We start from the raw sequence: 21,624 nt of genomic DNA, 5'->3' as shown, positions 1-21,624 counted from the left end.
TACAAATGATAAAAGTTATGATTATTGAAGATGATCCTATGGTTAGGTCTATTAATATTCAATTTTTAAATAAGATATCAGGTATTAAGCTTGTAAAAGAATGTGGAAGAATAGAAGAGGCTAAAAAGTCTATTGTAGAATTAAGGGATGAGATAGATTTAGTCTTAATTGATATTTTCTTACCTGATGGAAATGGTATAGATTTTCTAAAGTGGACAAGAAATGAGAATATTACTGTAGATGCAATTCTAATTACTGCAGATAGAAGTAAAGAGGCAGTAAGAGATGCATTTAAGTATGGAGCTATGGATTATTTAATTAAGCCCTTTAGATTTGATAGACTTAAGGAAGCCTTAGAAAAATATAAGGTCATTAAGAAGGAACTCTATGCTATGGATGAATTAGATCAGGAGCATATAGATAATTTTATGCTTAGCAAAACTACAAAGTGTAGTGAATCACCTATGCCTAAGGGTATAAATATTAAAACTTATGAAAGTATCATTAATTTTCTATATGAAAATCCAAATGAAAAATTAACTTCTGAAGAAATTGCTGATAAGATAGGGCTTTCAAGAGTTACAGTAAGAAGATATTTAGAGAAATTACATGAGGAAAACAAGGTAGATAAGATTTGTGAATATGGAAAGATAGGAAGACCAACTAATTATTATATGTTATTAAATTCATGAACAAAATGAACAAAATAAACAATAAGACCAAATTATTGCTGTAACTATATATCCCCCTTATACTTTTAATTGTTGAAAGAAAACAATTTAGTTATAAGGGGGATAAACATATGAAGAAAAAGGTGCTTGCATTAGTGTTAAGTGCGCTTATAGCAATTCCAACATTCGGTATGATAGGATGTGGAAGTAAAAGTGAAACAGCTGATATTGTTGTAATTGGAGCAGGTGGAGCTGGATTATCTGCAGCTGTTCAAGCAAAACAAGAAGGTGTAAATAAGGTAGTTCTTTTAGAAAAGATGCCTATGGTAGGTGGTAACACTAACAGAGCTACAGGTGGATTAAATGCTGCTGAAACTGACCAACAAAAAGCTAAAGAAATTGAAGATAGCATAGATCAAATGATTAAAGATACTATGAAGGGTGGATATAATAAAAACAATCCTGAATTAGTTGAAAAGCTAGCAAATGAAGCTAAAGATGCAGTTAAATGGTTAACTGATATTGGAGCTGACCTTTCAGATGTTGGTAAGATGGCAGGTTCAACAAACTATAGAACTCATAGACCAACTGGTGGAGCAGCAGTAGGTGCTCACTTAGTAGATACTTTAAAAGTAGCTGCTGATAAAGAAAAGGTAGACTTAAGATTATGGAACGAAGCTAAAGAGATAATCCTTGACAAAGATGGAAATGTTGAAGGTGTTAAGGCTACAGATAAAGAAGGTAAAGAATATACAATTAAAGCTAAGGCAGTTGTAATTACTGCAGGTGGATTCTCTGCTAACCAAGAAATGGTAGTGCAAAATAAGGCTGACCTTAAAGGATTTGCTACAACTAACCATAATGGTGCTACTGGTGATGGTATAAAACTTGCAGAAGCAGTTAATGCAGATTTTGTTGATATGGCAGAAATTCAAACTCACCCAACAGTTGTTCCTGATAAGGCAGTAATGGTTACTGAAGCTGTTAGAGGAAACGGTGCTATATTATTAAACAAATCAGGTAAGAGATTCGTAAATGAATTATTAACTAGAGACGTTGTTTCTAAGGCTATATTAGAACAAGATGATAAGGTTGCTTACCTTTTCTTTGATGAAGGTTTAAGAAAGAGCTTAAAGGCTACAGAAGAGTACTTCAACATGGGACTTGTTACAGAAGCAGATTCTGTTGAAGAATTAGCAGGAAAGCTAGGAATAGACAAGGCAACTATGAAAGCTTCTGTAGATACATATAACAATGCAGTATCTTCAAAGGTTGATAGTGAACTTGGAAGAGAAGATTTACCAAGACAATTAAATCAAGGTAAGGTTTATGCAATTCCTGTAACTCCAGCTGTTCACCATACAATGGGTGGAATTAAGATAAATACAAATGCTGAAGTTATAAACAAAGATGGAAATGTAATTAAAGGATTATTTGCTGCAGGGGAAGTTACTGGTGGAGTACACGGTGGTAACAGACTTGGTGGTAATGCTTTAGCTGATATTGTTGTATATGGAAGAGTTGCAGGTAAGAATGCTGCTGCTTTAGTAAAATAGTAAGGAGAAATAGATATGAAAAAGAGATTAGTTTCATTAATAGCTACAGCTATATTAACAGCTGGTGTTCTAGTTGGATGTGGAGGTGGAAAGTATACAGATGGTACTTACACTGGTGAAGCTCAAGGAACTTCAGGAACAATTAAAGTTGAAGTTAATGTTGAAAAAGGTAAGATTTCTACAGTTGATGTAGTTGAACATAACGAAACAAAGACATTAATTGATGGAGTTAAGGATAATATGATTCCAGAAATTATTGAAAAGCAAGGTACTGAAGGCGTTGAAGCTGTAAGTGGTGCTACAAATTCTTCAAAGGGTGTTTTAGAAGCAGTAAATAAGGCACTTGAAGGAGCAACTAAGTAATTAAAATTCGCAAATCCCTTTATTCAAATATTGGAGCTGGCCTTATGGTCAGTTCCTTTTTATCATCTTATTTGACTTACCTTTAGTTTAATACAAAATACTAAAAACTCTGACAAGCAGAGTTTTTTATATAGCCATTTATTCAAATTTGTTTTGAATAAGATACTCCAGTTTTACACCATGTTGCAAAATGTTCACAGTTATTTGTAAATAGGTTATAACGCCTTTCTCCAATTCTAGATAGGGCTCTTTTTACAGTCTCTCTACAATTAAATCCATTAGGGAAAACACAAACTTCATATCCCCTAGATCCATTTAAGAATCTTCTTAAGCTTGTTGCATGAATGCATACATTTCTACCAAAATCCCTACCAAAGGATGCATAATGAATTACTGTATTATCGCTTATATATATACCATAATGTCTATATAACCCTCTATTTACACTTATAACATCACCAAAATTAGCTCTTTTATTTTGAAAAAAGTAGTTAATATTTTTCATTTTCTCACCAACTTTTTATTTGTCCTACAAATAAATAATAAGAGTTTTACTAAAATAATTGATGAATATTGTAATATATAATATGCAATTTACATATTTAAGGTTATTAATATTGTTAAAAAAAGTGTATGATAGTATAATGATTTTGTAGAGAAAGGGTGACGGCATGGGTATTTTTGGCAAAAAAGAATCTTGTATGGTGTGTAATAAGGTAGGGGCAAAAGTTGCCATATTTAACGGATTCATTTGTAAAGAATGTTATGACAAAAGTTATGACTATCTAAGCAATACTGTAGATATATCACAAAGAAGAGTAAGAGAGATTGAAGATGCAATTTCAAAATACCTTCTTAATCAAGAGGAATTAAACAAATTTAATGGAAATAAGAAGATTGGAACATACATAGAGATAGATGAAGAAAATAAGATGTTCCAAGTTCTAGATAGTTTTGGTAAACGTGTTAAAGATGCAGTTGTATATAGATATGGTGATATAACAAGATTTGAATTAGTTGAGAATGGTTTTGTTATTAATAAAGGTGGTTTAGGGCAACCTCCAATAGAAAATATAAATGGACAAACTACTACTGCTTTTGTAAATAGCTTAAAGCTAAGATTATATTCCTCTAATAAAAACAAGGGGAATAAAGAGATAAAAATTGTAGCTAGTGAACTAAATATACGTTCAAATTTATATAACTCAATTTATGGTACTGTAAAAGAACTTATGCAATTCCTTGAGAGTACAATAAATTCTGAAAATAATTCTTTAAATTCTTCTTCAGATGATAATGATCTTAGTAATGAATTATCTACAGTAGACGAGATTTTAAAGATACAGGGATTGCTTGATTCAGGGGTAATAACACAAGATGAATTTGATAAGATTCAAAGTAGACTATTAGGGTTTTAATAGGGGATTGAGGGGTAAATATGGACATTGCTTTAAAATTTATAGGATTTTTATTAATGGGAGCAAGCGATATACTTTATGAACTAAGATTGCTAAATAAGAAAAAGACTCAAGATTAACCTTGAGTCTTATATTTTTTGGTAAACTATATACCTATAAATATGAAATTTTAGGTAATACTATTCTTATAACTAAGTTTAGGAAGTGGTAATAATATGACTAAAAAAACACATATTGTGGTGGCATTGGCTGTTACTTTACCCTTAATACTAGAGGTACCAATAGCTTTTTGGGGGCTATTTTCAGCAGTTGCACCAGATTTGTTTAAGAAAAAGGAAATAACTCATTCGGTGTTATCATTAGTGTTTACTACCTTATTTATTTTACTAATTGATATAAATATAGCTATAGTCTGGTGTATTAATTATTTACTTCATATATTTTTAGATTCTTTTACTAAAGATGGAGTTCAGTTTTTATATCCAAGTAAAAGGATATATGGTGTGAGAGTAATAGAATGTAAGAAAAAAGACGATATATTTATAGGCAACTGTGCAATGGCAGTTATATTTATCATATTAATGGTAGGGTATTGAAGTAATAAGAACTCTAAAATTTAGAGTTCTTATTTTTTTGTTTCTAAATTGCAAAAAACCAAAAGTTCACAAATTTTACTAATTAGTGCAAATACATATAAGGCAACAAGCTATAAACTGAAACTGTATAAATATGTAAATAATTTATCTGTGATTATTTACATGGAAGACAGGAGGGATGTAAATAGGGGGATTGAGAAGGTATTGTATCAATAAAAAACTAGACAAGACTAAAAAGAAAGGAAGGTAAGTATGAAATTTAAGCGTATCATTAATAGTTTACTTAGTGCCGCTATGATAGTGAATTTAATTCCATTTAATGCAATGACAGTTTCAGCTAAAACTTCACCTAATGTAAATTTGGCATTAAACAAGAATGTAATTGCAAGTGCTGAGTACAGTACCATGCCTGCTAGCAATTTAACAGATGAAGATGAGGGGTCTAGGTGGTCATCAGAAAGTAAACCAGTTCAGTGGGCATATGTTGATTTAGGTCAGGAAGAAGAGTTAAATTATTTTCGAATGATCTGGGAAAGCAATGAAAATTATGCCTCAAGCTATAATATTTATGTATCTAATGATATTAACAATTGGGGGGACCCAGTAGTTGTACAAGCAGGTAATACTACAAAAATATCTGAAAATTTATTAGAAGAATCTGTAAAAGGAAGATATGTAAAGTTAGAAGTAACTGAACAAAAGGGCTATCCTAACGTTTCCTGCAGTGATTTTAAAGTAATGCTAAAAGATTCATCTATGCCTGATGAGCAAGATCCATCAGAAAATATTGCTTTTGGTAAAGAAGTATTCGTTAGTGATTCTGAAACAAGTTCCTTAAGTGGAGATAAAGCTGTTGATGGTGATACTACATCAAAAGGATCTCGTTGGTCTGCAACTGGAAAGCCAGCTTGGATTTATGTAGATTTCGGTAAAAAACAAGATATAAAAACAATTAATTTATTTTGGGAAAGAAGAAATGCTACAAAGTATGAAATACAAATAGCTGACACATTAAGTAACCCTATGAATGATAATGACTGGAAAACAATACAAAGTTTCACTGAAAATCCATCTAGAAAGGATCAAAAAATCATTCTAGATAAAGTATATAATGCAAGATATGTAAGATTATATATCAATGAATATACTGCAGATGATCCTGATGGAATTGTTACATGGAATTCTGTTTCACTTTATGAAATGGAGGTTTATGGGGGAGATACTAAAAAAAGCATCTCTGATATTGTAAATTCTATTAATATTGAATCTCCTAAGAAAGGTGATAAAAAGCTAGATATTTCTAATTTACCAAATGAAGATGGTTTTATTGTTGAATATAATGGTACTGATTATGAACAAGTAATTGGTGAAGATTTAACAATTTATGAACCTATAACTGATGTTACTGTAAACGTCTCATTTAAAGTTACTAATGAAGAGACTAAAGAGTACAAGTTCAAAGAATGTGCTATAAAAGTTCCTGGTAAATATACAAGTGAAGAAGGGGAGAATGCTTCTCCAGTTGTAATTCCTGAACTTCGTGAATGGAAAGGAAGCAAAGGAAACTTTACAATTTCAAATTCCTCTAGAATAATTGTTCCTTCAGAACTTAAAGAAATGGCTGAAACTTTTGCTGAAGATTATAAGGCAATGAGCGGTAAAACATTAAAGGTAGTTTCAGGAGTAACACCTAAGGCTGGAGATATTTCCTTTACTTTAACAAAGGACCAATCTAAAGGTTTACAAGACGAAGGATATTTAATGGATATTTCAGATTATATTACAGTAGAAGCTGAAACAGAAACAGGTTCTTTTTGGGCAACAAGAACAATATTACAGATCTTAAAACAAAACAATAATATTACAATTCCAAAAGGAGTTACAAGAGATTATCCACTATACAAAGTAAGAGGATTTATTCTTGATGTAGGTCGTAAGACATTTACTATGGATTATTTAGAACAAGTAGTAAAGGAAATGTCATGGTATAAATTAAATGATTTCCAAGTTCACTTAAATGATAACCTAATTCCGTTAGAAAACTATTCTTCTGCTGGTAAAGATCCAATGGAAGCTTATTCTGCATTCCGTTTAGAGTCTGACATAAAAGAGGGCGGTAATAACGGATTAAACAAAGCTGATTTAACTAGTACAGATATGTTTTATACTAAAAATGAATTTAATGAATTCATTAAAACTTCAAGAATATATGGGGTTAATATTGTTCCTGAAATAGATACTCCTGCTCACTCTCTTGCACTAACTAAAGTACGTCCTGATTTACGTCATGGAACATGGGGACGTGATAATGATCACCTTGCTTTAAAAACAAAATATGATGAATGCTTAGATTTTGTTAAGAGTATTTTTGATGAGTATATGATGGGTGAAGACCCAGTATTTGATGATCAAACAATTATTCATGTAGGAGCAGATGAATATAATGCAGATAAAGAATCCTACAGAAAATTTGCAGATGATATGTTAGAGTATGTTCAAGATACAGGAAGAACTGCACGTATATGGGGAAGCTTATCTCAATGTAGAGGTACAACTCCTGTAAGAAGTGAAAACGTACAAATGAATTTATGGAACTTTGGTTATGCTAACATGGATGAAATGTACGAAAAAGGCTTCGATTTAATTAACTGTAATGATGGTAACTACTATATTGTTCCTAATGCAGGGTACTATTATGATTACTTAAATGATAACACTATGTATAACCTACCAATTAATTCTATTGGTGGTGTTACTATTCCTGCTGGTGATGACCAAATGATTGGTGGTGCATTTGCTGTATGGAATGATATGACTGACTATCTTAATAATGGTGTAAGTGAATATGATGTTTATGATCGTATTGGTGGAGCAATGCCACTATTTGCTGCAAAACTATGGGGTAAAAATGACTTATCATTAGATGAAGCAAAAGAAAAAATTAATGAAATTGGAGAAGACCCTACAGTAAACTTTGATTATGATGTAGAAACAAAATCTGAAAATATTGCACAATATAATATGGATGATTTAAAGGATTCATCATCTAATGGATATAATTTAACTTCAGGAAGTAATGCAGAAATTAAAGAAGAAGATGGTAAAAATGTTTTAGAGTTAAAGGGTAATGAAAGCTACGTTCAATCTAAGTTAAACACAGTAGGATTGAATAATGATTTACGTGTAAAGGTTAAGCGTACTTCAAGTAGTAAAGAAGAACAAATTTTATTTGAATCAGAATACGGTTCTATAAAAGCAGTTCAAAAGGAAACTGGAAAAGTTGGTTTCTCAAGAGAAAAATATGATTATTCATTTAATTATGAACTACCTGTAAATGAATGGGTAGAATTAGAATTTAAGAATGAGTTAAATCAAATTTCTTTATATGTAAATGGAAACTTAGTGGATACCTTAGGTGATGGAGAAAAGGTAGAAGGAAGACCATTGCTTGCAACTAATATGTTCCCTATGCAATATATTGGAAGCAAAACTAAATCATTTATAGGATATGTAGATGATATAAGATTAGCTAAAAATGCAGAATATGCTTCCACTATGGAATTAGATTATGCAGTATGGAATGCTAGTGAATATTTAAAAGAAAATAAAAACCATAAACTAAGTGCATTAATAAAGGATTCTAAGAAGATATTTACTAAATATAATCCAACATCACAAGAAATTAGCGAAAAAACTAATGAAATTAATGCAATATTAAAGGATTTAGATTTTGAAAAAGCTGATTATTCTAGAGTAAATGCATATTTATCTTTAATTCCAGAAGACTTATCTCCATATACAGAAGAAAGTGTAAATGTATTGTTATTTGTAAAGAATAGCATTAGAGGAGACTTACCAGCTTCATTACAATCTACAGTAGATGGATACGAAAAATCATTAGCATCTGCATTAAATGGATTGGTAGCAAAACCTATAAAAAATGTTAATTATATTGATAATTCAATAATTAAAGCTACAGCTTCTAGTTACCAAAAAGATGGATCTGATCCTAAAAATGTATTAGATGATAACACTGGAACTATGTGGCATACAGACTGGAATGTAACTACAATGCCTCATTGGATTGACCTTGAAATGGACGAGCCAACTAAGGTAAATGGATTGACATATGTTCCTCGTCAAAGTGGACTTAATGGAACTATTACTAAATACGAGATTCAAGTAAGTGATGATGGTGTTAACTATACAAAGGTTAAGGAAGGAACCCTAGCAAGAAATTCTGAAGCAAAAATTATTGAGTTTGATGCAGTTACAACTAAACATGTAAGATTAGTTGCACTAGAAGCAGTAAATAATAATGGAACAGCTTCTGAAATTAAATTACATGCAGTGGATGTAAAAGCAGATCTTGAAGGATTAAATAAACTTATTGATCAAGCTTCAGCTATTGAAGATCAAGGATTTACAGTAGATTCTTGGAAAACTCTTCAAGATAAGATTGCAGAGGCAAAAGCTTTAGTAGATTCAGAAGAACCAAATGCAAATGATGTTGAAATTATGAAAACAGAATTATCAGTTGCAATGGTTAGTTTAATATTAGAAGACAACACAGTTGAAGTGGATAAATCTCAATTAGAGGATCTATATAATAAGGTTAAGTCCCTAGAAAAGGATGATTATACTGAGGAGAGCTGGAGTTTATTTATCAAAGCATTAGAAAAGGCAAAAAGCGTGTTAAATGATGATTTAGCTACGCAAGAAGCAATTAATAATGCATTCAATGAGTTAACTGATGCTTACGATAAGCTTGTTGAAACAACACCAGAAGAAGGAATCTCAAAAGATGACTTACAAGCTTTGTTAAATAAAATAGAAGGCTTGGATACCTCTAAATATACACAAGCTTCCCTTAAAGTATTTGAGAATGCTGTTAAAATTGCTCAATTGGTATTAGATAATACTAATGCCTCAAAAGAAGAAATTGAAGCAGCATATAATAATCTTGCAGATGCATTATCTAAGCTTGAAGTAAAAGTGGATAAAACTAGACTAATAAAGTTATATAATAAACTTATTAAATTAGAAAAGGGAAACTATACAGATGGAAGCTGGAATAACCTAAAAAATGCTTTAGATTCTGCAAAAACTGTTATTGAAAATAAAGATGCCACAGCAGAAGAAGTTGAAAAGGCAATAGCAGAATTGGAAAATGCATTTAACAATTTAAAACAAACAGAAGGACAAAGTGTAGCTACTGGAGATAATGCAAATATAGGTTTATGGTTTGCACTTTTCGTTATATCTGTAGCAGGAGCTTGTTTTGTAGTATTAAAAAAAGAAAATAAAATAGGTTAAAATTTAAATCGCTGTATATCTATACTCTGATATACAGTGATTTTTTTATAAACATTAATAATACAATTAAAATAATGTTAAATAAGTGAATTGTAAATGATTTTTATATTACATATTGGGATATAGAAAATATATCAAGCCTTTAAAGATTTGATAGATTTTTATTAATAAATAACAACCCTTTATTTTATGCAATAAATTTGTTATAATACATTAGAAATTTGCATGTAAAGGAGAATACTATGTCAGAAGTAAAAAATCTAAAGTATTATATTGAAACATGGGGCTGTCAAATGAATGAAGAAGACTCTGAAAAGCTTTCAGGAATGCTTAAGAGAATTGGATATACAAAGACTGAAGCTAAAGAAGAAGCTTCAATTATTTTATTTAATACATGTTGCGTAAGAGAAAACGCTGAAAATAAAGTTTATGGAAATTTAGGACTACTTAAGAAACTAAAGAAAAATAATCCTGATTTAGTTATAGGTATCTGTGGTTGCATGATGCAACAAAAGGGGATGGCTGATAAAATCTTAAAAGAGTTCCCATATGTTGATATTATCTTCGGTACACATAACTCTTATAAGTTCCCTGAATACTTAAATAGGGTAAAGACTGAAGGGGTTCAAGTTAAAGAAATATTTGACAAAGAAACTGAAATTATTGAAGGTATTCCTGTAGATAGAGAAAGCTCAATAAAAGCATTTGTTACTATTATGTATGGATGCAATAACTTCTGTACTTACTGTGTAGTTCCTTATGTTAGAGGAAGAGAAAGAAGCAGAAGACCAGAAGAAATTGAAAAGGAAATTAAGGAACTTGTAGCTCAAGGATATAAAGAAATCACTCTTCTTGGGCAAAATGTTAACTCATATGGAAAAGGACTAGAAGAAGAAATAGATTTTGCTAAACTTCTTAGAAGAATTAATGAAATTGAAGGTCTTGAAAGAGTTAGATTTATGACATCTCACCCTAAGGACTTAACAGAAGATGTTATTATGGCTATTAAAGAATGTGACAAGTTATGTGAGCAAATTCACCTTCCAGTTCAAAGTGGTTCTGATGAAATCTTAAAGAAGATGAACAGACACTATGATAGAGAAAAGTACATGAGCTTAATTAAGAAGATAAAAGAAGAAATCCCAGAGTGCTCAATAACAACGGATATTATTGTTGGATTCCCTGGAGAAACAGAAGAAAACTTCTTAGATACTTTAAATCTTTGTGAAGAAGTTGGATATGATTCAGCATTTACTTTCATTTACTCAAGAAGAAACCATACACCAGCTGACAGAATGGAAGATCAAGTTCCAGATGATGTTAAGCACGAAAGATTTAACAGATTAGTTGACGTTATTAATAAAGGCGTAATCAATAGAAATAAGGTTTATGAAGGTAGAACTGTTGAGGTTCTAGTTGAAGGACCATCTAAAAATGATGAAACTAAGTTAATGGGTAGAACAAGAAATGGTAGACTTGTAAACTTCCCAGGAGATGTTTCTATGGTTGGTAAGCTAGTTAATGTTCACATAAATAGAGCTCAACCATTCTCATTACTTGGAGAAATAGTAGAATAATTTATTAGAAACTGCTTTTGCAGTTTCTTTTTTTATGAATCATTATTTTAAGGTTCCTTAAATATTAATACAGTATAATTATTATTTAGGAGAATGAGTATGAGGAAAAAAGTAGTTTATGCTTTGCTTTGTGTATTTGCATTATCTCTTGTAGCTTGTGGGACAAATAAAACTAATGAGGGTACTAAAGTAAACAAAAATAATATTAAATTTAACTTGGATGAGAATTTAAGTGTTGAAGGATACAAAGAGATAAATAGTATTACAACAGACATTGATGGTGATGGGGTTGGAGATATTATAAAACTACTTGAAAATGATAATCTTAATTCTAAAAAGGCTTATATTCAAATAATAGATGGAAGCAATAATAGAACACTTTATGTTAAGGAAGTAGACCCTATGAGCATAGAAGTAGCTGATGCACAAGATGCCACTGGAGATAAGATAAAGGATATTTTAATAAATGTACAAGGTGCCGGGGCAAGTCACTATTCTCTTCTTTTCTATTATAAAGATGGTGAATATTTAGTAGCAGAGGAGGATGTTCCAAAGTATAATAAGGGCTTTTTAAGTGATTATTCTTTTTATGTTATGGATACAAAAAGTTATAAGTATTATAAATATAAGATTCCTGATGATAAAAAGAACTTTTATATAGAAAATGGATTTTATGATAAGTATGGAACTACAAACAAGGAGGATAATTATACCCAAGAGTCCAATGGTAGTATTTTAAAGGATGTAGATGGTGACAATGTATATGAGCTTTTAAATAGGTTTTCCTTAAGGGATGCATCAACTAATGATAAGATTATAGACGTTGTAGAGATAATGAAGTATGACAATGGTATATTTAAGCTGTTAGAGGTTAAAGGCGATGAAAGGAATATTCCTCACTATGACTACAGCGGACTTTCTATAGATGATATAAGGCATAGGATTTATGACTATACTGGAAAAACTCAAGATGAAGTAGATTATAAGTATACTGAAGACAATCTAAACCTTCCTGAGAATATAGATAAAGATTATTATAGATTCTATATTATTTATAATAGTCCAGATGGAGGATATCAAGCAGATTCTATAGTTCTTGTAAATAAGATTACACTACAGATGTATAGATATTATGTAGATGGTCAAATATTCCCATTGGAGAGTTAATTTTATGGTTAAATTATGTAACTATATGGTATAATTTAATAAAAAAACGAAGTGGAGATAATAAAATGATATACAGCGTTATAAACATGGATATTGTTCATTCGCGTAAAATCAAAAATAGAATAGAAGTTCAAAATATAATTAAAAATTACTTAAAGTCTCTTAGCAAAAAGTATGAAGATAAACTTTTAACTCCTATTACAATTACCTTAGGAGATGAGTGGCAAATAGTTCTTAAGGATATTTCTAAAAGCTATACTATAATCACTGAAATTAATGAGTTTTTAAGTGATTATGACATTAAAACCTACTCAGGCATAGGTATTGGTAGTATTAGTACAGAGGTCTATAGTAATAGCTCCAACATGGACGGAGAAGCCTTTATAAATGCAAGAAATGCCATAAACATAGCTAAAAAATCTGGAGATACAATTAAGTCTAAGGTAAATAGAGTTTATTTAAATGAGTATTCTATAATGGAAAAGGATGAAGTCGCTATATCATTAGTAAGCGATGGGGGTTATCCTACAGTAAATATAAGCTATATTATTAATGCTTTAATTGAGAATACAGAGATATTAATTAATAAGGTAACTCCTAAACAATGGGTGATTATTAAAAGTTACAGGAAGGCTGGATCTTATAAAAAGATGGTTGAAGATGGGGTGTCTAACTCAAAATCTGATATATCTCAAAAGTTAAATTCAGCTGAGTTCTTTGTGATAGAAAAGAATATAAAGCTTATAGAAGAGCTATTTGGCAATTTTAAGGGAGTATAGTTATGTATTTTACATTGTTTTTAATATCATTAATATCTCATATACTTGGTGATTTTGTATTTCAAAGTGACAAAATAGTTCAGGGAAGAGAAGGGGCAAACAATGTTAAATATAAATGGTATATAAGCTCAGGAAAATATAATCTTATACATGCATTTATTCATGGTATTATATTCATACTTTTAACATGGATAGTTGTTTATACCTCTTCAATAACATTGAATAATTACTTTTTATATGCAATAGCCATATTTTTTATTCATTTTATTATAGATTATGGAAAGTCTTGCTATAAGGTTGTTATGGAGAAGCTGCCTTTTAAAATTGAAAATTTAGTATTATTTATTTTAGATCAGTTTCTTCATTTTTTATCCTTATATATAATATTCATTGTATTTAATAATATTAGTTTTGAGGATTTTCTTCAGTATATTTATTCGCTATATAGCCAAGCTATCCCCTATAATAATTTTCTATCAATAGTATTTATAATACTTTTTTGCAGCTATGGAGTAGGATATTTTTCTAAATTTTTATTAAAAAGTATTGGTAGAAATAGTTCTCAAGAGGATGAAGGAGCTAAAAATGGTGGTTTTATAATAGGAATTTGTGAAAGGTTATTTATTATAATATCAGTTGTTTGCTCTCAGTATGGTTTAATTGCAGTTATTTTAACCCTAAAATCTATTGCAAGGTTTAAGAAGTTTTCAGAGGATTACTTTGTAGAGTGCTTTATTGTAGGAACTTTAGTAAGTTTAGTTACTGCATTTATTGGAGGCATTCTCATTTATAATTTAATTTAGATATATAAAGCTAAGAATAGATATTGTTATTCTTAGCTTTATTTAATTCATCTCTAGCTCTTATAAAAGCTTCACCATCTAAACAGTTTGTTGGTAAAGAGAAATCCTTTATAGATATATCACCAATGCCAACTCCAAAATAAAAAAATATATTGGGGGGCAACCTCTTTTGAAAAAAGTTTTTAATATCTAAATCTGGTGCATCCTTTACTAATAACCCTTCCCATTCATCACCACAGGTAATACAAAAAGGACTTACTATATACTCCTTGAAAATAGTATTACAATCCTCTATTAACTGTAATAATTTTTTTTGTAGTTCTTCTCTATTTTGAATTTTTCTTGAATCTTTTATATCAAATATAAGTGCCTTATACATAAATCCTCCATAGAAAATAATAACAAGAGTTAATATACTTTTATAAACTACTTTAGGGTTAATGATATTTTATTAACCTTTAGAGAGTTAATAATATTTTATTAACTGTTTGCTTTATAACATTTTATGAAGTTGGTAGTATTTTGCTATTAGAATTAAAATCTATAGAAGTTAGACATAGGAACTTAAGTTCTGTTATTATATAATTAGATTAATCTAAAGAGAATGTGGTGATTAAATGTTAAAACAAGATTTAATAGAAGGATTTAATAGAAGTGCCTGTGGTAAAAATGAAAAAGATGGGGAAAGAGTATTTAAAAATGATTTGATTTCAGATTTAAATTATGAAGGTGATAAGGATAAAATAGTTCTTACTAGTTCAGTTATTTCTGAAGATTTATATAGTCAGTATTCTTGTAAGTTAGATATAGATAAGAGAAATAGTGAAGTAATATTTTCACATTGTAGCTGTAATACCTTTGAGAAGAAGAATAGTAAGAGGGGATATTGTTGCAAACATCTAGTAGCTACCTTCTATAAGTTTATTAACTCTTTAGATGAAGATCCAAGCATAAAGGATGAGCTTGGATTAACAGATGCTAAAGAGAATATTGTAAAGAAAACAGAAAGTTCTATATTAGATTTACTTCTTGGTGAAGAAAAAAAGAAGGATAAGATAAAGATAGAGGTTATACTTAATAAAATACAGTGGACAGGAAAACTAGGAGCAGAATTTAAAATAGGTCTTGAAGGAATGAAGTCTAACAAGCTATATACCTTAAAGGATATAGATGCCTTTTTAGTAGCTCTTTATAATAGAATATCTATCCCTTATGGCAAGGATTATATATTTAACATAAAGGAACAAAGACTTACTTCATCTACTAAAAGATTAATAAGCTTTATTGAGTTATTAAAGGAAATTGATTTATCATCTAATTCTTTTAGAAAGGTTAATGAAAAGCTTGTGTCTGGAAAGCAAATTACTATACCTAAAGCTCTTTTAAGAGAGTTTATGACTATAATAAAGGACTTTAGAGTGTATTTAGGAAACGGATTCTATTCTAGACTTATAGAAACAGAAGTTTTAGAGGAAAATATTCCTCTTCCTATGAATCTAAAGGATTTAGGAAATTTGATTAAGCTTGAGGCTCCTCGTGGTATTCCAGAGGCTTTAAATGATTCAAATGATGTATTTATGTTTAATACTACAATATATCTTCCATCCTATGATCAAATTGAGTCAATAACTCCTTATTTAGAAGCTTTTAATCATGGAAACTCAATATTCTTTACAAGGGATGAGGAAGAAAGGGTGCTAAGAGACTTAATACCTTCTATGCAAAAGGTTAGTGATGATATAGAATTATCTAAATCCTTAAGTAATAAGGTGGTTATAGCACCAGTATCCTTTAAGTTCTATTTTGATAAAAGTGATGATATATTCCTTACGTTGAATGTTTGTTATGATAAGTATGAATTTAACTATTTTCATAATTTAAAGGATAAGGTTATATATAGGGATAGTAATAAAGAGGAAAAGGTAATAAGAAAACTTAGAGAATTAGGTTTTGAAGAGGTTAATGAAACTTTTAGATTCTTTAAGGATGATGAGTACATATTTAAATTTTTCAAAGAGGATATACTAGAGCTTCATGAGTATGGCGAAATATTTTATTCAGATAGGTTTACTGGTATAAAGAACCTTTCTTCCAATTCTTTTAAAGGTGAAGTTAGAAAAGGAAAGTATGATTATTTTGAATTTAAATTTAAATTAGGTGACATAAAGGAAGACGAAACTACAAATATTTTAAGGGCCTTTAGAGATAGCAAAAAGTTTTATAAGCTTTCAAGTGGAGAATTTTTAGACTTAGAAGAAATAGAACTTAACAAGCTTCTTAAACTCCTAGATTCTTTAAATGAAGATAAAGAAATTAGTGAAAATACCATAGAGTTTAATAAGAATAAGGGTATGTATGTTGAGGATTATCTACAAGACAATGAAATAACATATGTAAAAGGAAGAAGGGGATTAAAATCCTTAAAAACTACCCTAGGGAAGTTAAAGGGAAAAGAGTTTCCTATTCCAGAATGTATAAATGCTAATTTAAGAGAGTACCAAAAGATTGGTTATTCATGGCTTAAGACTCTTGATTACTTAGGATTCGGTGGAATACTTGGAGATGAGATGGGACTTGGAAAAACTCTTCAAACCATAACCTTCCTTTCTTCAAATGAAAAGGCTTTAAGTTTAATAGTAGCCCCAACATCATTAGTTTATAACTGGTATAAAGAGTTTAAAAAGTTTGCTCCTACTATGAAGGTTGGAATACTACATAGTAATAGAGAAGAGAGGGAGGATATATTAAAAAACAGAGAAAAATATGATGTTTTAATTACAACCTATAATCTAATAAAAAGAGATGTTGATCTTTATAAAGAAATAGAGTTTGACTATTGTATTTTAGATGAGGCTCAAAACATAAAGAACCCATCTTCTCAAAATGCTAAATCAGTAAAAAGTATTAAATCAAAGAACAGGTTTGCTTTAACAGGTACCCCAATTGAAAACTCACTTATGGAGTTATGGAGTATTTTTGATTTTATTATGCCTGGATATCTTTATGATGAAAAGAAGTTTGCTACAAGGTACCATAGAAGGCTTGAGGAAGATGAATGCTTAATTAAAGATTTAAATAGATTAATTAAGCCTTTTATACTTAGAAGATACAAGAGAGATGTTATTAAAGAGCTTCCTGATAAAATTGAAAATAAATTAATAGTACCTCTTGATGATGAGCAGCTTAAGGTTTATTCAACCTATGTTAAGTATATCCAAGATATAATTGAAAAGAAGGTTGAAAATGATGAATTTGCTAAAAGTAAGATTGAGATATTATCATACATTACTAAGCTTAGACAGATATGTTTAGACCCTTCAGTTGTAATGGATGATTACAAAGGGGGAAGTGGTAAAATAGATGCACTTTTAGAAACTGTTAGTCAAAGTATAGATGAAGGACATAAAATTCTAGTATTCTCCCAATTTACATCGGTGCTTAACAATATTTCTAAAGCATTTAGAGAAAATGAAATAACCTATTGTTATTTAGACGGGTCAACTCCAATAAAGAAAAGAAATAAGCTTGTAGAGGACTTTAATAATGATGATACATCAGTATTTTTAATTTCACTTAAAGCTGGAGGTACAGGATTAAACTTAACTAGTGCAGATATAGTTATTCATTTTGATCCATGGTGGAACCCAGCTGTAGAGGATCAAGCTACTGATAGAGCACACAGAATAGGTCAAAAACATGTGGTTGAAGTAATAAAAATGATTTCAGAAGGAACAATAGAAGAAAAGATCATATCTCTTCAAGAGGAAAAGAAAAGTTTAATAGATAAAGTTGTAGGAAAGGATATAAAACTTGGTGATAATATTAGCAATTTAGATGAAGAAGACATACTATCACTTTTTAAGAGATAAATATTTTGTAGCTGGCTATAAAAATAGATAACCAGCTACTTTTTTTATTTAAAATACATAAAACAATAAAATTATATAAAAAATTACAATAAATACTACACAAATTGACAAAAATATAATATTTTTGTGTATAATTAAATAATAAAGCTATAACTACTAGGGGGATCACATAGAGTAAAAGTTAATCTATTCTCCAAGAGAATATATGTAGTTTGATTAATTTATTATAAGATAAATATAGATATACTTGGTAGCAACTTATGGAGGCCTTAATAAAATGAATAAGAAAAATATAAAAAAATTTATATCTACATTATTAATTTCAATTTTTGTATGTGGTATACCTGTAATAGGAAGTGAAAATAGAGATATTATATTTAGAAATATATCAATAGAAGACGGGTTATCACAAGCAACAGTAGAATCCATTCTCCAAGATAGTAGAGGATATATGTGGTTTGCCACAAATGATGGTCTTAATAGATATAATGGATATAACTATAAAGTATATAGAAAAGAGAAAAAGTCATCGAAAGGGTTAAGTAATAACTATGTAGCTAAGTTATTAGAAGATAAATATGGATACATATGGGTAGCAACCTATGGGGGACTTAATAAAATTGATGTAGAAAATGATACTATAACTCAATATCTACATGGTGAGGATATTGGTAACTTATCTAGTAACAGTGTTAACGATATGGTGATTACAAAGGATGGTAGGTTATTAATTTCAACATACAATGGGATAGATATATACAATGAGGAAGAAGATAAATTTGAGCCTTTTACAGATGTTGAGGAGAATTTAAAGAATAAGGTTGTTCTATCCATTATGGAAGATAGAGAAGGCTATATATGGGCAGGAACAGAAAAAGGATTAGACAAGCTTACTTCTACTGGTAAAAGAGTGAATGATTTTATATATGATGATAAATACAAGGAAGCTACTTCAAAAAGCGTAAGAAGAATACATTGTGATGATGATGGTCTTGTATGGATTGGTACATATAATGATGGATTAAAAGTAATAGATACAGTTAAAAAAGAAATAAAAGAATACAGACATAATCCAGAGGATATACGTTCTATTCCCAATAATTATGTTAGAAACTTTCTAAGAGACAAAGATGATAATCTATGGATATGCACAGGAGAAGGACTAGCTAAATATTCGGAAGAAAGTAATGATTTTACTACTTACAATAATACTAATTCCAATGAAAGAAGTATTATAAATGATGATACCTTTACAGTGTATCAAGATAGAGGTGGTCTAATATGGGTAGGAACATATGCTGGTATAAGTGTATTTGATCCAAATATTAAAATGGATACATATAAGAAGGATGATAGATTAGGGAGCAACACCTTAAGTGAAAATGTAATTCATGGTATTTATGAAGATAAATACGGATATTTATGGGTTGGTACTAATTCAAAAGGAGTTAATGTTATTAATCAGAAAACTAATGAAATTCATCATGTAAATACATCTACTTTAAATGGATTCTCTAATAATTCTATAAACGTAATAACTGGGTATGATAACTATGTTTATGTTGGTACTAATAATGGATTAAATATAATTGATATAGATAAAAATAAAGTAAAGGTAATAGATGTAGATGATGGATTATCTGATAAGTTTATTAAAAGCTTATTAATAGACTCTAAAGGATATGTTTGGGTAGGTACAACCAATGGATATAATATATATAATCCAAAAGATGGCAGTGTTAAAAACATTGATGATTGGTTAAAAAGCAAAGGTGTAAGGGATACATATTGCTGTGCAATATATGAAGACAAGGATGGAGTGTACTGGTTTGGAACCTTCTATAATGGAGGGCTAATTAAGTTGGACCCAAAACAAGAAGATGTAAAGATTTATTATAGTGATGAAAATAATGAAGAATCATTAAGTGATGATGTTATAAGAAGTATAGCAGAAGATGACGAAGGTAACTTGTGGATTGGAACAAGATTAGGTCTTAATAAATTTAATAAGGAAACAGAGAAGTTTAAAAGTTTTACTACAGAAGATGGCTTACCAAATAACTATATATATGGTGTATTAATAGATGATGAAGGTAATCCATGGATGAGTACTAATTCAGGCATATCAAAATATGATAAAAAAAATAATACCTTTGTCACTTTAGATATTACAGATGGTCTTCAAAGTAATGAATTTAATGGAAATGCTTATTATAAATCAAAAAGTGGTAAATTCTACTTCGGAGGAATAGGTGGTCTTAATGCTTTTTATCCTAATGAAGTGGTAAACAGTGATTATTTACCTGAACTAAGATTTGATACATTTAAGCTTAATGGAAAAAGTATTAAAGAGGTTGATAAACAAAGATTTACACATGTAGAAAACACCATAAGTATTAAGGTATTTTTACCTAACTACAAAAATAGTAGGAATGTACAATATTATTATAGAAATACTACATCAGGTCACAATGAATGGATTCTTATGAATAGTAACGAAATAACCTTAAGTAATCTTGCACCAGGTGAATATAATATTGCTTTTAAAGCAAGAAGTACTAATGGTTCATTTAGTGATGAAAAGACTCTTTCGTTTACTATTAAACCTCCATTTTGGCGAAGTAATTTTGCTTTTTTAATTTGTGTTTTAATAATTATATTTATATTCTTGACAGAACATTTAAAGCTTAAGAAACTTGATTTATTAGTAAATAAGAGAACTAAAGATCTTTTTGATGAAATGGAAAAGAATAAAAAGCTATATAGTAGATTGATAAAATCTGAAAAGAGAAAGAATAATTATTTTGTCAACCTATCCCATGAGCTTAGAACGCCATTAAATGTATTATCTTCAACTCAACAACTTATAATGAGTTTAAATGAGGGGGATGAAGGAATTGAATCGGAAAGATTAAGCTACTATATGGATGTGATAAAGAGAAATATAAATAGATTATTAAAGATAATTAATGACTTGATAGACACATCAAAAATAGAGAACGGAAACTATACACTGAATCTAAAGGAAAATGATATTGTATATGTAGTAGAAGAGGCTGCTTTATCATTAAAGGAATATAGTAAGTCAAATGGTGTAGAGCTAATAATAGACCCAGATATTGAAGAGAAGATTATGCTTTGTGATGCTTATGAAATTGAAAGATGTATAGTAAATCTAGTAAGTAATGCTATAAATCATACTAAAGATGGTGGAAAAATAGTTGTTTCTATAAATGATTTGAAAGATTTCGTAATTATAAGTGTTAAGGATAATGGTGAAGGTATAGATGAAAAATATCATGAATCAATATTTAATAGATTTAACCAAGTTGTAGATAAAAACTCAGAAGCAAAGGGTGGAAGCGGATTAGGCCTTACAATAACAAGGAATATTGTAGAATTGCATGGAGGTAGCATTACCCTTTCAAGTGAGCTAGGAAAAGGAAGCACTTTTATAATAAAATTGCCTATAAAAACAAAATAACAATTAAAAAACTTTGCTAAGAATT

14 protein-coding genes are annotated in these 21,624 nt (G+C 29.6%); 12 read left to right on the top strand and 2 right to left on the bottom strand.

The window, feature by feature from the left end; all coding sequences use genetic code 11:
- The first annotated feature begins 5 nt into the window (after nt 1–5).
- The 3 genes from I4V16_RS05660 (at nt 6) to I4V16_RS17420 (ending at nt 2,590) form a co-directional block, all read left to right on the top strand.
- Nucleotides 6–692, top strand: coding sequence for a response regulator (locus I4V16_RS05660; protein ID WP_242974257.1), 687 nt, complete (start codon nt 6–8; stop codon nt 690–692).
- 110 nt (nt 693–802) lie between these two features.
- A complete protein-coding gene (locus I4V16_RS05655) occupies nt 803–2,227 on the top strand; it encodes a flavocytochrome c (protein ID WP_099329722.1) in 1,425 nt (474 codons plus the stop codon).
- A gap of 15 nt (nt 2,228–2,242) precedes the next feature.
- Entirely contained in the window at nt 2,243–2,590 is a 348-nt protein-coding gene (locus I4V16_RS17420) for an FMN-binding protein (RefSeq protein WP_049178747.1), read from the top strand.
- A 142-nt stretch (nt 2,591–2,732) separates the two neighbouring features.
- Here I4V16_RS17420 and I4V16_RS05645 read toward each other — a convergent pair whose 3' ends face one another.
- A complete protein-coding gene (locus I4V16_RS05645; protein WP_111937686.1) occupies nt 2,733–3,095 on the bottom strand; it encodes a lecithin retinol acyltransferase family protein in 363 nt (120 codons plus the stop codon).
- 196 nt (nt 3,096–3,291) lie between these two features.
- Between I4V16_RS05645 and I4V16_RS05640 the strand changes: the two genes are divergently transcribed.
- From I4V16_RS05640 to I4V16_RS05610, 7 genes are all read left to right on the top strand, one after another.
- A complete protein-coding gene (locus tag I4V16_RS05640; protein WP_180269531.1) occupies nt 3,292–4,008 on the top strand; it encodes an SHOCT domain-containing protein in 717 nt (238 codons plus the stop codon).
- Nucleotides 4,009–4,223: 215 nt separating this feature from the next.
- Nucleotides 4,224–4,604 (top strand): metal-dependent hydrolase, encoded by a 381-nt coding sequence (locus I4V16_RS05635; RefSeq protein WP_195966557.1) that lies wholly within the window; start codon nt 4,224–4,226, stop codon nt 4,602–4,604.
- Nucleotides 4,605–4,856: 252 nt separating this feature from the next.
- On the top strand, nt 4,857–9,920 hold the full coding sequence (locus tag I4V16_RS05630) for a discoidin domain-containing protein (RefSeq protein ID WP_195966556.1): 5,064 nt from the start codon (nt 4,857–4,859) through the stop codon (nt 9,918–9,920).
- Between the two features lie 242 nt (nt 9,921–10,162).
- Nucleotides 10,163–11,497, top strand: coding sequence for a tRNA (N6-isopentenyl adenosine(37)-C2)-methylthiotransferase MiaB (gene miaB, locus I4V16_RS05625; RefSeq protein ID WP_195966555.1), 1,335 nt, complete (start codon nt 10,163–10,165; stop codon nt 11,495–11,497).
- A gap of 99 nt (nt 11,498–11,596) precedes the next feature.
- The gene (locus I4V16_RS05620) at nt 11,597–12,664 is read left to right on the top strand and encodes a hypothetical protein (RefSeq protein WP_195616967.1); all 1,068 of its coding nucleotides are present in this window, start codon (nt 11,597–11,599) and stop codon (nt 12,662–12,664) included.
- 65 nt (nt 12,665–12,729) lie between these two features.
- Nucleotides 12,730–13,443, top strand: coding sequence for a SatD family protein (locus I4V16_RS05615; protein WP_049177001.1), 714 nt, complete (start codon nt 12,730–12,732; stop codon nt 13,441–13,443).
- 2 nt (nt 13,444–13,445) lie between these two features.
- Nucleotides 13,446–14,246 (top strand): DUF3307 domain-containing protein, encoded by an 801-nt coding sequence (locus tag I4V16_RS05610; protein ID WP_195260569.1) that lies wholly within the window; start codon nt 13,446–13,448, stop codon nt 14,244–14,246.
- A 10-nt stretch (nt 14,247–14,256) separates the two neighbouring features.
- On the opposite strand, the gene I4V16_RS05605 is transcribed toward I4V16_RS05610, so the two are convergent.
- Nucleotides 14,257–14,625, bottom strand: a complete 369-nt coding sequence (locus I4V16_RS05605; protein ID WP_049177003.1) for a SatD family protein — start codon at nt 14,623–14,625, stop codon at nt 14,257–14,259.
- Nucleotides 14,626–14,863: 238 nt separating this feature from the next.
- On the opposite strand from I4V16_RS05605, the gene I4V16_RS05600 reads away from it, so the two are divergent.
- Both I4V16_RS05600 and I4V16_RS05595 read left to right on the top strand, forming a co-directional pair.
- The gene (locus I4V16_RS05600; RefSeq protein WP_195966554.1) at nt 14,864–18,115 is read left to right on the top strand and encodes an SNF2 helicase associated domain-containing protein; all 3,252 of its coding nucleotides are present in this window, start codon (nt 14,864–14,866) and stop codon (nt 18,113–18,115) included.
- Nucleotides 18,116–18,392: 277 nt separating this feature from the next.
- Nucleotides 18,393–21,599 (top strand): sensor histidine kinase, encoded by a 3,207-nt coding sequence (locus tag I4V16_RS05595; protein ID WP_195631403.1) that lies wholly within the window; start codon nt 18,393–18,395, stop codon nt 21,597–21,599.
- Nucleotides 21,600–21,624 lie beyond the last annotated feature (25 nt).

It is taken from the genome of Clostridium sp. 1001283B150210_160208_E6, assembly GCF_015669365.1.
GTDB classification, from domain to species: Bacteria; Bacillota; Clostridia; order Clostridiales; family Clostridiaceae; genus Clostridium; species Clostridium paraputrificum.
This window is presented reverse-complemented; position numbering and strand designations above follow the sequence as displayed.